Source organism: Neisseria sp. P0008.S010 (assembly GCF_051962715.1).
In the GTDB taxonomy this organism is placed as follows: Bacteria; Pseudomonadota; Gammaproteobacteria; order Burkholderiales; family Neisseriaceae; genus Neisseria; species Neisseria elongata.
The window spans coordinates 89,883-103,681 of record NZ_JBQCVA010000003.1 but is presented as its reverse complement, the minus strand read 5'-3'; the positions used below and the strand labels follow the sequence as shown (position 1 = coordinate 103,681).

Annotated in this window: 13 protein-coding genes; 5 read left to right on the top strand and 8 right to left on the bottom strand. The window is 56.1% G+C overall.

Going from position 1 to position 13,799, the window contains the following annotated elements:
* Window positions 1-233: 233 nt before the first annotated feature.
* Window positions 234-2,621: a phosphoenolpyruvate synthase gene (gene ppsA, locus ACTHSL_RS02040; protein ID WP_440380145.1), complete on the top strand. Its 2,388-nt coding sequence runs from the start codon at window positions 234-236 to the stop codon at window positions 2,619-2,621.
* 169 nt (window positions 2,622-2,790) lie between these two features.
* Here the strand turns inward: ppsA and ACTHSL_RS02035 are convergent, their stop codons facing one another.
* Complete coding sequence (locus ACTHSL_RS02035) at window positions 2,791-3,312, bottom strand: RNA pyrophosphohydrolase (RefSeq protein ID WP_003771657.1); 522 nt, start codon at window positions 3,310-3,312, stop codon at window positions 2,791-2,793.
* 318 nt (window positions 3,313-3,630) lie between these two features.
* Between ACTHSL_RS02035 and ACTHSL_RS02030 the strand changes: the two genes are divergently transcribed.
* From ACTHSL_RS02030 to radA, 4 genes are all read left to right on the top strand, one after another.
* The gene (locus ACTHSL_RS02030) at window positions 3,631-4,770 is read left to right on the top strand and encodes a polyamine ABC transporter substrate-binding protein (protein ID WP_440380144.1); all 1,140 of its coding nucleotides are present in this window, start codon (window positions 3,631-3,633) and stop codon (window positions 4,768-4,770) included.
* 91 nt (window positions 4,771-4,861) lie between these two features.
* Window positions 4,862-5,584, top strand: a complete 723-nt coding sequence (locus ACTHSL_RS02025; protein ID WP_003771648.1) for an SDR family oxidoreductase — start codon at window positions 4,862-4,864, stop codon at window positions 5,582-5,584.
* Window positions 5,585-5,704: 120 nt separating this feature from the next.
* On the top strand, window positions 5,705-6,259 hold the full coding sequence (locus tag ACTHSL_RS02020; protein WP_107886002.1) for a hypothetical protein: 555 nt from the start codon (window positions 5,705-5,707) through the stop codon (window positions 6,257-6,259).
* A gap of 80 nt (window positions 6,260-6,339) precedes the next feature.
* Window positions 6,340-7,725: a DNA repair protein RadA gene (gene radA, locus ACTHSL_RS02015; protein ID WP_440380143.1), complete on the top strand. Its 1,386-nt coding sequence runs from the start codon at window positions 6,340-6,342 to the stop codon at window positions 7,723-7,725.
* A gap of 146 nt (window positions 7,726-7,871) precedes the next feature.
* Here radA and ACTHSL_RS02010 read toward each other — a convergent pair whose 3' ends face one another.
* The 7 genes from ACTHSL_RS02010 to scpB all read right to left on the bottom strand — a co-directional run bounded on the left by ACTHSL_RS02010 (window position 7,872) and on the right by scpB (window position 13,732).
* Window positions 7,872-9,959, bottom strand: coding sequence for a hypothetical protein (locus ACTHSL_RS02010; protein ID WP_440380142.1), 2,088 nt, complete (start codon window positions 9,957-9,959; stop codon window positions 7,872-7,874).
* A gap of 78 nt (window positions 9,960-10,037) precedes the next feature.
* Window positions 10,038-10,955 (bottom strand): WG repeat-containing protein, encoded by a 918-nt coding sequence (locus ACTHSL_RS02005; RefSeq protein WP_440380141.1) that lies wholly within the window; start codon window positions 10,953-10,955, stop codon window positions 10,038-10,040.
* A gap of 73 nt (window positions 10,956-11,028) precedes the next feature.
* Window positions 11,029-12,096: a pseudouridine synthase gene (locus ACTHSL_RS02000; protein ID WP_440380140.1), complete on the bottom strand. Its 1,068-nt coding sequence runs from the start codon at window positions 12,094-12,096 to the stop codon at window positions 11,029-11,031.
* 65 nt (window positions 12,097-12,161) lie between these two features.
* Window positions 12,162-12,317, bottom strand: coding sequence for a hypothetical protein (locus ACTHSL_RS01995; protein WP_159070422.1), 156 nt, complete (start codon window positions 12,315-12,317; stop codon window positions 12,162-12,164).
* 5 nt (window positions 12,318-12,322) lie between these two features.
* Complete coding sequence (locus tag ACTHSL_RS01990) at window positions 12,323-12,580, bottom strand: hypothetical protein (RefSeq protein WP_107886000.1); 258 nt, start codon at window positions 12,578-12,580, stop codon at window positions 12,323-12,325.
* A 28-nt stretch (window positions 12,581-12,608) separates the two neighbouring features.
* Complete coding sequence (locus ACTHSL_RS01985; protein WP_107885999.1) at window positions 12,609-13,136, bottom strand: hypothetical protein; 528 nt, start codon at window positions 13,134-13,136, stop codon at window positions 12,609-12,611.
* Window positions 13,136-13,732 (bottom strand): SMC-Scp complex subunit ScpB, encoded by a 597-nt coding sequence (gene scpB, locus ACTHSL_RS01980; protein ID WP_107885998.1) that lies wholly within the window; start codon window positions 13,730-13,732, stop codon window positions 13,136-13,138. Before scpB ends, ACTHSL_RS01985 begins: the two co-directional genes overlap by 1 nt.
* Window positions 13,733-13,799: the final 67 nt, after the last annotated feature.

Here is a 13,799-nt window from a genome sequence, read left to right as displayed (position 1 = left end):
TTGCTTGATTAGGGGTTTGCAATATCATTTAACTATAAGATTTGGTGGTGTTTACATCGGTTTTACATTTGTCGGGCGGATTTTGTTTCACTCGACTACAATGAGGCGGAGCGCAATTTTCAGACGGCCGAAACACACGGGCCGTCTGAAAAAAGCATGACACGAAGGCACAGGCTGGTTACAATGCCGCGCTGAATTCTTACCTTTCCCAACCTTTATTTTGGACGACACAAATGGCTGAAAATTATGTTATCTGGTTTGAAAATCTGCGCATGACCGATGTGGATCGCGTTGGCGGAAAAAACGCTTCCCTCGGCGAGATGATTAGCCAACTGACAGAAAAAGGCGTGCGCGTGCCGGGCGGTTTCGCCACAACGGCGGAAGCCTACCGCGCATTCTTGGCGCATAACGGCCTGAGCGAACGCATTTCCGCCGCGCTGGCCACATTGGATGTGAACGACGTAAACGAATTGGCGCGCGTCGGCAAAGAAATCCGCCAGTGGATTTTGGAAACCCCGTTCCCGGAAGAGCTGGACCGCGCGGTTGAAGAAGCCTGGAACAAAATGACGGCCGATGCGGGCACTGCCGCCATTTCCGTTGCCGTGCGCTCATCCGCCACCGCCGAAGACCTACCGGATGCCTCTTTTGCCGGGCAGCAGGAAACTTTCCTGAATATCAACGGGCTGGACAACGTCAAAGAAGCCATGAAGCACGTTTTCGCTTCGCTTTACAATGACCGCGCCATTTCCTACCGTGTCCACAAAGGTTTCGCGCACGATATCGTGGCCTTGTCGGCAGGTGTGCAGCGCATGGTCCGCTCCGACAGCGGTGCTTCGGGCGTAATGTTTACGCTGGATACCGAAAGCGGCTTCGATCAAGTCGTCTTCGTGACTTCGTCTTATGGTTTGGGTGAAATGGTGGTTCAGGGTGCGGTCAATCCCGACGAATTCTATGTCCATAAACCGACTTTGCGTGCCGGCCGTCCCGCCGTGTTGCGTAAAACCATGGGTTCGAAACTGATTAAAATGGTGTTCACCGAACAGGCCCAGGCAGGCAAGTCCGTGCAGGTGGTGGACGTTTCGGCCGAGCAGCGCAAACAGTTTTCCATCAGTAACGAAGAAATTACCGAGTTGGCACAATATGCGCTGATTATCGAAGAACACTACGGCCGCCCGATGGACATCGAATGGGGCCGCGACGGCGTGGACGGTAAAATCTATATTTTGCAGGCCCGCCCCGAAACCGTTAAATCCCAAGAGGAAAGCAGCCGCAGCCTGCGCCGTTATGCGATTTCCGGTGAGAAAAAAGTATTGGCCGAAGGTCGGGCCATCGGCCAGAAGGTCGGCCAAGGCAAAGTGCGCCTGGTGAAAGACGCTTCCGAGATGGACAGCGTGAAAGAAGGCGACGTATTGGTTACCGATATGACCGACCCTGATTGGGAGCCGGTAATGAAACGCGCGGCAGCCATCGTTACCAACCGTGGCGGACGTACCTGTCACGCGGCGATTATCGCGCGCGAATTGGGTATTCCGGCCGTCGTTGGTTGCGGCAACGCCTCTTCCGTCCTGCAGGAAGGCCGGGAAGTAACGGTTTCTTGTGCCGAAGGCGACACCGGCTTTATTTACGACGGTTTGCTGAATGTGGAAGTCAGCGACATCGCTTTGGACAACATGCCCGCATCGCCGGTGAAAATCATGATGAACGTGGGCAATCCCGAATTGGCTTTCTCGTTCTCCAGCCTGCCCAGCGAAGGCATCGGCTTGGCGCGCATGGAATTTATCATCAATCGCCAAATCGGCATCCATCCGAAAGCATTGCTCGAGTTCGAACGTCAAGACGAAGACGTCCGTGAGGAAATCGAAGACCGTATCGCCGGTTATGCCTCTCCGGTTGATTTCTATGTGGATAAAATTGCCGAGGGCGTATCCACGCTGGCCGCTTCCGTATTCCCGCGCAAAGTCATCGTGCGGATGTCCGATTTCAAATCCAACGAGTACATGGGCTTGATTGGCGGCAGCCGTTACGAACCGCATGAAGAAAACCCGATGTTGGGCTTCCGCGGCGCGGCGCGTTATGTTTCCGAAGACTTTGCCGAATGTTTCGCTTTGGAATGCCGTGCCTTGAAACGCGTCCGCGACGACATGGGGCTGACCAACGTCGAAATCATGATTCCGTTTGTCCGCACCTTGGCGGAAGCGGAAGCCGTGGTTAAGGCATTGAAAGCCAACGGATTGGAGCGCGGTAAAAACGGCCTGCGCCTGATTATGATGTGCGAAGTGCCGAGCAACGCGCTTTTGGCCGAGCAATTCCTGCAGTATTTCGATGGCTTCTCTATCGGTTCAAACGATATGACCCAGCTGACTTTGGGTGTGGACCGCGACAGCGGCGGTTCGATTGCTTCCTCTTTCGACGAACGCAATCCTGCGGTTAAAGTTATGCTGCATCTGGCTATTTCCGCCTGCCGCAAGCACAACAAATATGTCGGCATCTGCGGGCAAGGCCCGTCAGACCATCCCGATTTTGCCAAATGGCTGGTGGAAGAGGGCATCGATACCGTTTCGTTGAACCCCGATACCGTGATTGAAACTTGGCTGTATCTGGCCAAAGAAGTGAAGAAATAAGCGGATTGGCGTAACAAACCCTGCATATCGGAACGGTATGCAGGGTTTTCGGTTTTATCGTCCGGCCGTTAGTGAAGAAAGCAGCGGGCAAAGGGAAGGCCGTCTGAAAATACGGCAGGGGATTTTCTCCCGCAGTGTTTTCAGACGGCCTGACGTATTGGAAAATCGATTATCGTGCGTTTTCCAATTTTTTACGTTCAAACACTTCGCGCGGTTCCAAATTCTTTAAGAAACGCGCCAGTTCGGACAACGCGCCTTCGTAAACGCCGCGTTTGAATTCGATAACCTCGTCTATCGGTGCCCAGTAATCGTGCCAACGCCAACCGTCGAATTCGGGGTGGCTGGTGGCGCGCAGGTGCACATCGCTTTCGCGTCCGACCAGTTTCAGCAGATACCAAATCTGTTTCTGCCCGCGGTAAGAGCCGCGCCATTCGCGCCGTACCCAGTTGTTCGGCACGTCATAACGCAGCCAGTCGCGCGTGCGCCCGATGATTTTCACATGGTGCGGCAGCAGGCCGACTTCTTCCATCAATTCGCGGTACATGGCCGTTTCCGGGCTTTCGCCCGGCTTGATGCCGCCCTGCGGGAACTGCCACGAATGCTCGCGCACCCGCTTGCCCCAGAAGACACGGTTTTGGCCGTTGATGAGGATGATACCGACATTAGGGCGATAGCCTTCCCTGTCCAACATGATTCCGCCCTCGTACAAATTTCAAATCGGGCGATTTTCCCATATTACAGGCCGTCTGAAAAGCAAGCGGCGGCGTATCGATAACGTAACAGGCCGTTAAAAAATGTCGGCCAAACCCTGAAAGCCGCTTGCATCGTACGGGCTTTTGCCGTTTAATGCGCGGCAACACCGTTAAGAGAGAGAAGGACATTCAGGATCGCGGCGGGGTGCGCCGGAAACCGTGAAAATACGGCAGGCGGAATCATTTTTTCCAGCGGAACCTCAGCCGGCTGCAATTGGGCCGGAAGATGCGGTTGCGCACACTCCAAGGACACACCCATGAAAAAAATACTACCGGCATTCGTGCTGAGCGCCCTGCTGCTTGCAGCCTGCGGCGGTTCCGACCAAACATCCGACGGCGCGGATACTGCCGCAGACAAACAGTCTGCCGCTACAAAAAAACTCAATATTTTCAACTGGTCGGATTACGTCGATCCTGACACTGTTTCCGCATTCGAAGCGGCCGAAGGCGTTAAAATACGCTACGATTTCTACGACAGCAACGAAGCCTTGGAAGCCAAGCTGCTGACCGGCAATTCCGGCTACGACCTGGTTGCCCCTTCCATCTCCAACATCGGCCGCCAAATCAAGGCCGGTGCCTATCGGGAAATCGATAAAAGCAAAATCCCGAATTACAGCAACATCGATCCCGAACTGCTCAAACAGATGGAACAGGTCGATCCCGGTAACAAATACGCCGTACCGTATTTTTGGGGCATCAACACCTTGGCAATCAACGAAGACAAAGTGAAAGCCGCTTTGGGCGATAAATGGCCGGAAAACGAATGGGATTTGGTTTTCAACCCCGAATATACCGCCAAACTGAAACACTGCGGTATCAGCTTCTTCGACAGCCCGACCGAACAGTACCCGCTGGCCTTGAAATATCTGGGCAAAAACCCCAACAGCGAAGAAGCGGCCGACATTGAAGCCGCCACCGATTTGATGAGGAAAGTGCGTGGCGACATCAAACGCTTTACCTCTTCGGGTTACATCGACGACATGGCATCGGGCAACCTGTGCGTCGCCATCGGCTACGGCGGCGATTTGAACATTGCCAAAACCCGTGCCGAAGAAGCGGGCAATGGCGTGAAACTGCGCGTGCTCACCCCGAAAACCGGCGTCGGACTTTGGGTGGATTCCTTCATGATTCCGCGTGATTCTGCCAACGTCCTCAACGCCCACAAATACATCAACTACACCCTTCAGGCCGACGTGGCGGCGAAAAACGGCAATTTCGTCACCTACGCACCGGCGAGCAAACCGGCGCGCGAACTGATGCAGCCGAAATATGCCGCCGACCCGTCGGTCTTCCCCGACGACGAAGTCCGGGCCAACAGCTTCGTCGTCCTGCCCAAATCGCGGGAAACCGTCAAATTGCAAACCAAACTGTGGCAGGAATTGAAAGCAGGGCAGTAGCAAAGGCAACAGACCAAAGAGGCCGTCTGAAAAACCTTTTTCAGACGGCCTCGACAGCCTATCAACCTTCAATAAAACGGGAGTAACAGCCATGGCAGGAAAATTAAGCGGCAGAACCATCTTGGTAACCGGAGCCTCGCAAGGCATAGGCGCGGAAGTGGCGAAACACTGCGCGGCCGAAGGCGCGACAGTCATCTTGGTGGCGCGCCGCCAGAAACGCATGGAAAAAGTGTACGACGAAATCGTTGCCGCCGGTTCGCCCGAACCTTTTGCCGTCTGCTTCGACCTCCTCACGGCAGAAGAAAACGAATTCGCCCAACTGGCCGCCACCATAGGCGAAGCCACGGGCGGGCGGCTGGACGGCATCGTACACTGCGCGAGCTGCTTCACCGCCTTGTCCCCGCTCGAATTCCAAACCGTCGGCGACTGGGTGAAACAATACCGCATCAACACCGTCGGCCCGATGGGGCTGACCCGCGCCTTCACCCCGCTGCTGAAACAGTCCGACGACGCATCCGTCCTCTTCGTCAGCGAAAGCCACAGCGAAAAAGCGCAGGCCTACTGGGGCGGGTTCGGCGCATCGAAAGCGGCAGTGAACTACCTCGCCCTCAGCATTGCCGACGAATGGGAACGCTTCGACAACCTGCGCGCCAACATTTTGATTCCCGGCGCGGTAAACTCGCCGCAGCGGGAAAAAACTCACCCCGGCGAATCGAAAAGCGAACGGCGCGAACCGGCCGACATCATGCCCGCCTTCATTTATTGGCTGGGCAGCGAAAGCAAAGGCAGAAACGGCGAAACGGTTTATTTGTAGCCTGTTAGCGGAAAAAGGCCGTCTGAAAACGCTTAACTGTTTTTCAGACGGCCTCACATTGAAATAAGCATCCCCATACGGCTTTGCCGTTTTGATTGAATTTAGCCGGAAGAAAACAGCATGAAGATTTTAAAAAGCATTTTGCCCGCCTTAATGGTTTCGTCAAGCCTGATATTCCTCAGCCCGCCCGTTTCCGCCGCACCCAAGCAGAAACCCGCCGCCGGGCAGGCCGACAGGATGCGCATTGCCGACAAAGTCGGACAAAATGATTTGTACGGATTTTGGGGCAATGCGGCAGAAAATGAAGAAGGTTCGCTGATTAACACGACGGCCATGCATCCTGACGGGACGGGTGTGGACACAATGATTCTGACGGTCAAAGCCGAGGGCAAGCCCGTTATCATCAAACAGCAATTCACTTGGACATTCGACGAAGAGCGGCAGGTGTTGCGGCAGACCGTTACCGATTATCGGGTTGTGAAAAACGGCAAAGAACAGCGGGACAGGCAAGAAATCGGCAAGAAAAGTACGATCAAAGTCAGGATGCTAGTGGTCGATAACAAGCCGAGTATGCTGGAACTGACCGATGAGGCAAGCGGCAATCGGATGAGTTATTTCAGGCAAGATGTAGAAAAATTCCTCAACACACTGGAAAATACGGCACAAAAACAATAAGCGCAAACAGGCCGTCTGAAAACGCCGAACCGGTTTTTCAGACGGCCTCCCAATATCATTACGACAGCGGAAACCGACACATGGCAAAAGCCCCCAAAACCATCTACCAATGTACCGAATGCGGCGGCACTTCCCCGAAATGGCAAGGCAAATGCCCGCATTGCGGCGAGTGGAACACGCTTCAGGAAAGCCTTGCCGCGCCCGAACCGAAAAACGCCCGCTTCCAATCTTGGGCGGCGGATACCTCGACCGTCCAATCCCTCTCCGCCGTTACCGCTACCGAAGTGCCGCGTAATCCGACCGGCATGGGCGAACTCGACCGCGTATTGGGCGGTGGTCTGGTTGATGGTGCGGTCATCCTGCTCGGCGGCGACCCCGGCATCGGCAAATCCACGCTGCTGTTGCAAACCATCGCCAAAATGGCGCAAAGCCGCAAAGTGCTGTACGTTTCCGGCGAAGAATCCGCCCAACAGGTCGCCCTGCGCGCGCAACGTTTGGAACTGCCCACCGAAGGCGTGAACCTGCTTGCCGAAATCCGCATGGAAGCGATTCAGACGGCCTTGAAACAGCATCAGCCCGAAGTCGTCGTCATCGACTCCATCCAAACCATGTATTCCGACCAAATCACCTCCGCCCCCGGCTCCGTGTCGCAGGTACGCGAATGTGCCGCCCAACTGACGCGCATGGCGAAACAAATGGGCATCGCCATGATACTGGTCGGACACGTTACCAAAGACGGCGCGATTGCCGGCCCGCGCGTGCTGGAACACATGGTCGATACCGTGCTGTATTTCGAGGGCGACCAACATTCCAACTACCGCATGATACGCGCCATCAAAAACCGCTTCGGCGCGGCAAACGAACTGGGCGTGTTCGCCATGACCGAAAACGGTTTGAAAGGCGTGTCCAACCCGTCCGCCATCTTCCTCGCCAGCTACCGCGACGACACGCCCGGCTCGTGCGTTTTGGTCACACAGGAAGGCAGCCGCCCGCTTCTCGTCGAAATTCAGGCATTGGTCGATGACGCGCACGGTTTCACCCCCAAACGCCTCACCGTCGGCCTCGAACAAAACCGCCTCGCCATGCTGCTTGCCGTCCTCAACCGCCACGGCGGCATCGCCTGTTTCGACCAAGACGTGTTCCTCAACGCCGTCGGCGGCGTCAAAATCGGCGAACCCGCCGCCGACCTCGCCGTCATCCTCGCCATGCTCTCCAGCTTCCGCAACCGCCCGCTGCCCGAAAAAATGGTTGCCTTCGGCGAAATCGGCTTAAGCGGCGAAGTCCGCCCCGTCGCACGCGGACAGGAGCGACTTAAAGAAGCGGAAAAACTCGGCTTCAAACGCGCCATCGTTCCCAAAGCCAATATGCCGCGCAATGAAAAAGAGTTCCCAAACCTAAAAATCTTCGGCGTTTCTAGCCTTCAGGAAGCCATCGAAATCTGCCGCGATACGGAAAACGCGGCATAGGTTTCGGCAGGGTATCAAAAGGCCGTCTGAAAAGCTTCGGACTTCGTTGAAGTCGGGCTTTCAGACGGCCTTTTGATGTCTGCCGATGTCTGCTGAAGGGTTGGCCTGCTTAGGTGGCAGACAAATGTCCGGGCAGATACGGCGGACTAAGTTTGGCCGTCGGCGGCAGGGTAACGCCGCATCAGTTTCAGCAGCCCGCGCATGGAGGAGCGGCGCAGCCAGGCTGCCAGCATCATGGCAGGATAGAACAACAGGAAGCCGTAAGGATGGAGGCTGTCGGGAATGATCAGCATCAAAAACAGGCCGATAGCGGCAATTTCCAGCACCGTGCCCAAATGGCCGTTTTGCACTGTGCGGGCAACGTGTGCGGGCAACAGCAGCGGCCAGACGGCAGCGGCATACAGGGCGCAGAACGGCTGTTGCAGGCGGGAGGCCTGCCCGTTCAATAAGAGGTTGATCGGGCGTTCGACGGCGGCGAGCCAGTTTGGTTTGTGCTCAAGCAGGTAGAGGGCGGCGTTGAACCACAGCAGGATGGCGCAATAGGCGGCCGCGATGCCGTTTTCGGGCAGCAGCTTCTGATCATTCAATGACCAAGACATGGCGAGCAGGCCGGTTACAGACAAGCTGATTAAAAGCCAGCCGTATTTGTGTGCATTGAGGCGGATAATATAGTAAGTCCATGAAAATAAAATAATGAGGGGGAAGACGATGACGGCAAAGTCCGGATTGTCGTGCAAGGGGGAAAACTGTAGGGCTGCGGCGGCAGCAGGCAGGACAAACAGGATGGCAACCGCCATGGCCGGGCGGTATTTGAAATCCAACCAAAGCCGCTGCCATTTTTCCGTTTGTGGGAAATGTACGCTCATATACAGCGATTGATTGTGGAGCGCGGAGGTCAGGCCGGCCGCAAAGGAGACGAGGAGGGCGGCAATCAGCAGGCCGAAAAATGTTTGATTCGGAGCGGCGAACGACAGGGTAAACAGCAGCAGCCCGAGGATGACTATCCAAGCCCCGTAGCCGGTTTTCCCTCCTTGCAGGAGGTCGTAGAGTGAAAAATGGGACAAGGCGAGGGCTTCGCGCTGCTCTTGGGTGGTTTCGGACGATAAGTTCGGCCAGGATAAAACGGCGGCCAAGCCGGCAAGCTGTTGCCTGAAAAATCCGGGCTGTTTGCCGAGGAAGCGGTCGAAGGCGCGGGTGTAGGGGATGGGGTCGGGTTCGGCATCAAAACGGGTTTCGCCGTCGGAGCGGGCAAGCAGGCGGGAGAGGACTGCGGTTTCGCGAAAGTTCTGCAGCCGCATCATTTCGACGGGTGTGAGAATCCGGCCGTGCTTGTCTTCGTGCCAGCCGAAATAATCCGACCATTCTATCCACAGCAGCGGGTCGTAAATGTCGTGCCGGCGCAGGAAGGCGGCGCACATATACGATGCTTCTTCGCTGCCGCCCAAAGGCATTTGGTCGAGCATGGCGAAAATTTGTTCGCGGTGTTCCAGCAGGCTGTTGCAGCCGCCCTGTTCAAACCATTCTTCCAGCCGGGTTTCGAGCTCTTCGGGCAATATTGCGGCATAGGGGCCGTCTGAAAAACCTTTGTCCGTATCGGCTGTGCTTTCTTCGGGCCAGCCGAAAGTGTCCGACCATTCCGACCACAAGAGGGGGTGGGTAATGTCGTGTTTGTGCAGGAAGTCGAGGTAGTAGCGCGACATTTTCCCGCTCTCGTCTAAGGACATTCCGGACAGTGAGGCGCGGAATTCGCCGAGTCTGTTCAGCAACCCTTCGCTGCCCGCTTCATTGAACCATTGCTCCAGTTTGGATGACAGGTATTCGGGGCTGTGTATGTTGCGGCCGTCTGAAAAGGCTTTATCTGTATCGGAAGCGGCGGATGTGCCGTCAAACGAACTTTCAGACGGCCTCTCAACGGTTTTTTCTTCGCCGTTGCTGCCGTTTTCCCAAGCAGGGGGAATGGCGGATGTGCCGTCTGAACAGCCGGTTTGCCCTGTTTCGGCTTGCCCGTTGTTTTCAGACGGCCATATATCGCCGTCGGCATCTTCGTCTTCATCACCGGCATCGACATGGATATAGGGTGCGGCGGCAAGGGCGTAGTCGAAGGCTTCGCGCAGTTGTTGGTAGGCTGCCGCGTCGTCGTCGGGGCGGGTGGTTTTCAGTTGTTTGGCGTAGGCGCGTTTGATGGCGCGTTCGTCGTTGGTGGGTTCTATGCCCAGTATTTGCCAACAGTCCATATTGCTTTGCTTTTAAGGGAAAGGCCGTCTGAAAGTAGGATTTTGTTTTCAGACGGTCGGTTGGGGCGGGTTGGTTAATCAGTTTTTTTCCATTTTTCCGGAAGGGCTTATTTTCCAGTGTTGCCCCTGCGCGTCTGTTGCACGGCCGTATATGCGTTTGTCTATCTCTTCCGCCAGCGGCGAGGCGGCGGTGAAGCGCGCGGGCTGGACGATTTTGCCTTGGCGGTCGATATAGCCGTAGCGGGTGTTTTTATCGTGTTGCCCGTCGGAACGGTTGGACAATATCGCCAAGCCGTGCCGGAAATCGGAAATCTGGCCAAGCGAGGGCGGCAGGATTTGGCGGCCTTTGCCGTCGGCCAGCCCCCATTTGCCGTTTTGTTTGAACGGCAGGCGGTTTTCGGAAAGTGAGCCGACATCTTGATAGCGCGGGGCAATCAGGACGCGCCCTTTCAAATCGGCAATGCCCCATTTGCCGTTTTGCCGCACTTGGAGGTGGGTGAGGCGGTAATGTTCGTAACCCGGGCGGATTTGCTGCCACACGAATGAGGCGGATACGGCGGGTGTGCCGTTCGGTCTGATTTCTATCAGGCCGTAGCCGCCGTTTCGTTTGGCGGCGGCATATTGGCGGTTGACGGAGTCGATGTCTTCGTATTCGAACGGCAGTATGGTTTGACCGTCGCTATCCGTCATCCCCCATTTGCCGTTTGAATTTTGCAGGATGTAGCCGTAGGGTTCGGCGCATTTTGCGTTGCGGTAAGCGGTGTTGGAGGCGGCGCGGCCGTCGGGGAACACGATGCGGAACAAGCCGCCGCGTCGGACCAGATAGGAGTGCGGCGGTTGTTTGTCGAAGCGGAAGCCGTCTTGCTGCATTGTGTGTGTGCGGCAGACGGTTTCCTTTAAAGTGTAGCCTGCCGGTGCCGTCAGCGGGCGGATGGAGAAGGCGGAAACGGCGGCAGACGGCAACAGGATGCAGAGGCTTAATGATATTTTGGTCATGTTCGGTACTTGGTGTGAGACGGATTGAAGGCCGTCTGAAAATAAAGCAGACGGCCGGGTGTTTCAGACGGCCTTATCTGCGCCGCAGCTCTCCGGGCAGACCCATATCGGCCCATTTCACAATGTTGGCCACCTCGGCCGGATTCAGTTCGTAAAACTGGCCGCGCTTCAGGCGGTTGGGCAGGCCGATGGGGCCGAAGCCGATGCGGACCAAGCGGCTGACCGTCAAATCGAAGTATTCGAATATGCGCCGTACTTCGCGGTTGCGGCCTTCTTTAATCACGACGTTGTACCATTTGTTGACGCCTTCGCCGCCTTGTTCGCGGATGCGCTCCACTTTGGCCAAGCCGTCTTCGAGCATGATGCCTTCTTCGGTCAGCATCCGCATTTGTTCGGTCGTTAGGCCGCCCAGCGTGCGCACCGCATATTCGCGTTCCACCTCGAAGCGCGGATGGGCGAAACGCTGCACCAGTTCGCCCGAGGTGGTCAGAATCAGCAGGCCGCTGGTGTTGATGTCCAAGCGGCCGATGGCGACCCAGCGGCTGCTGGCGGCCTGCGGCAGGCGGTCGAAGATGCTGACGCGGCCTTGCGGGTCGTCGCGGGAGACGATTTCGCCTTCTTGTTTGTAATACAGGATGATGCGCGGCAGGCGATCTGCCCATTTGAGTTTGATGATGTTGCCTTTGACCAGCACTTGGTCGTCGGGCGTGATTTTGTCGCCCAGTTGCGCGGTTTTGCCGTTGACCGTTACCCAGCCGTTGTTAATCCAATCTTCCATTTCGCGGCGCGAACCGACGCCTGAGGCCGCCAGCACTTTTTGCAGGCGTTCGGGTTCCATGCGCGACAAATCGCTGCGGCGTTCTTTCAAATCGCGCGCGCGTTCCATGATTTTTCGGTTCGGGTTGCGGACGACCAGTTTTTTTGCTTTGGCGGCATGCTGCTTCGGTGCTTCAGTGCGGTTTTCAAAACGGTTTGACGTTTTGTTTTCAGACGGCCTCTGCACGGCGGCACGGCCTGATGCAGGCTTTTCAGATGGCCTTTTTGCCTTTGCTGCCGTGTTTTCAGACGGCCTGCGGCTGTTTTTCGGTTTGGCGGACACGCCGTCGCGCCATTGTCGTTTGCTGATTATTTTTTGGGTCATAATGTTCTCCAACCCGCCGGACGGCGGGTTCTTCTGCGGCTTGCGCGGCAGGGGTTGGTAAAAGATTAGCAGAAGGCGGCATCCGCCCCTCCTATATCCGTGATTTTGAAATTGCCGCCGCAAATTTTCAGGCCGCAACCGTGTTCGCTGCCCCATTTTGTGCCAAATTCCAGGCCGAACAGCGGCGGTTCGCCCACATCAAATAGGATGTGTATCGCCAACAATGTTATGTCTCGGACGGGAAACCATCCACCCAAGAGCCGTACACTTTTTGGCCGTAATCAAAAACGGCGGCGACCGCCTTGGCGTACCACAAGTCCGATTGGCCGACAAATCCGGCGATTTGTTCAACATAGGCTTCGGTCGGGGGACTGCCGAAAACGGCCAAATCGTTCGAAAGGGACAGTATGATTTCTGCCGCTTGCTGCGGGATTCTGACGGTTGTATCACCGTTTCCGTCCAAAACGATATTTTGCCTAACCATGATTTAATTTACTCTGTTTTTAAGCCGCTCAACGGGTTTTCTTCACGGCGATACCCAGCCAGCCGCCGGTTACGCCCACCAATCTGAAAGGCAGGCCGTAAACATAGCGGACTTTGGCCACTATGCCCGGGTCGGTTTTTTCGTCCTGTATCAGTGCATAAGCCAACATGGGGTGCAGTTCTTGCGGCCAGCCGCCGCTGTCCACCACTTGCAAAATCAGTTCGTCCGATGTGGCAGGTTGGACGATTAGGGCACACAAGGGTTGGTTTTTCGTCCGCCAAAAGCCGTATTTTTCGTCTTTTTCTTCTTCGCCTGCAGCCAGATAGTAGGGTCGAACCTTCCAGTCGGGCTGTCCGGCTATCTTCCAGCCGTCCGGCTGTTTTTGTACTTTCATAGGAAGCTTAAATTCGCGGGTCAGCTCATCGGCGAAGCTGCCACCTATACGTTTGTCCCGCTCGAATGTGCCTTGCAGGGCTTTTTCGCATTCGGCGGGGATGGTGTCGGCATGAGCATTGACGGCCAAGGCGGCCAATAGAGTTGCCAATATGGTTCGCATTATTCTTCACTTTCTGTTTGATTGATATCGGTTTCTTCCGTTGCGCCGTCTTGGGGAAACACTTCGGGCAGGACGAGTTCGCCCAATTCGGTCAGCGGCGGCAGTTGTTCCAGCGTTTCCAGCTGCAGGTCGCTCAAAAAGGCGGGTGTGGTTGCCCATAGGGCGGGGCGGCCTATGCTGTCGCGGTGGCCGATGACTTCTATCCAGCCGCGGTCTTGCAAGGTTTGCATGATGTTTTGCGAAACGGCCACGCCGCGTATGTTTTCGATGTCCCCGCGCGTTACAGGCTGCTGGTAGGCGATGATGGCCAGTGTTTCCATTACGGCGCGGGAATACCGCGGCGCACGCTGTTCCTGCAGGCTGCCGAGCCGTTCGAATGCGGCTTGCGCGATTTGGAACCGCCAGCCTTCGTGGGTATGCACCAGTTGCAGGGCGCGGTTTTGCCAGCGGGTTTTCAAGGTGGCCAGCACGTCTATGAGCTTGTCGGCCGACAGCGGCGGCACGCACAGTTCGCGCATGGCTTTTTCGCTCAGCGGTTCGGTTTGGGTCAGCAGGGCGGCTTCGATAAGCGTATCCGGGGGAAGCGTGTTATTCATGATGTTTTCGGTTTTCAGACGGCCTTCCATATACACTCGGGGAGGCCGTCTGAAAAAAGGGTTTCCA

Bases quoted from the DNA above. Each gene is read 5' to 3' on its own strand.
- ppsA (WP_440380145.1), top strand. From the start codon at position 234: ATGGCTGAAAATTATGTTATCTGGTTTGAAAATCTGCGCATGACCGAT.
- ACTHSL_RS02035 (WP_003771657.1), bottom strand. From the start codon at position 3,312: ATGTTGGACAGGGAAGGCTATCGCCCTAATGTCGGTATCATCCTCATC.
- ACTHSL_RS02030 (WP_440380144.1), top strand. From the start codon at position 3,631: ATGAAAAAAATACTACCGGCATTCGTGCTGAGCGCCCTGCTGCTTGCA.
- ACTHSL_RS02025 (WP_003771648.1), top strand. From the start codon at position 4,862: ATGGCAGGAAAATTAAGCGGCAGAACCATCTTGGTAACCGGAGCCTCG.
- ACTHSL_RS02020 (WP_107886002.1), top strand. From the start codon at position 5,705: ATGAAGATTTTAAAAAGCATTTTGCCCGCCTTAATGGTTTCGTCAAGC.
- radA (WP_440380143.1), top strand. From the start codon at position 6,340: ATGGCAAAAGCCCCCAAAACCATCTACCAATGTACCGAATGCGGCGGC.
- ACTHSL_RS02010 (WP_440380142.1), bottom strand. From the start codon at position 9,959: ATGGACTGTTGGCAAATACTGGGCATAGAACCCACCAACGACGAACGC.
- ACTHSL_RS02005 (WP_440380141.1), bottom strand. From the start codon at position 10,955: ATGACCAAAATATCATTAAGCCTCTGCATCCTGTTGCCGTCTGCCGCC.
- ACTHSL_RS02000 (WP_440380140.1), bottom strand. From the start codon at position 12,096: ATGACCCAAAAAATAATCAGCAAACGACAATGGCGCGACGGCGTGTCC.
- ACTHSL_RS01990 (WP_107886000.1), bottom strand. From the start codon at position 12,580: ATGGTTAGGCAAAATATCGTTTTGGACGGAAACGGTGATACAACCGTC.
- ACTHSL_RS01985 (WP_107885999.1), bottom strand. From the start codon at position 13,136: ATGCGAACCATATTGGCAACTCTATTGGCCGCCTTGGCCGTCAATGCT.
- scpB (WP_107885998.1), bottom strand. From the start codon at position 13,732: ATGAATAACACGCTTCCCCCGGATACGCTTATCGAAGCCGCCCTGCTG.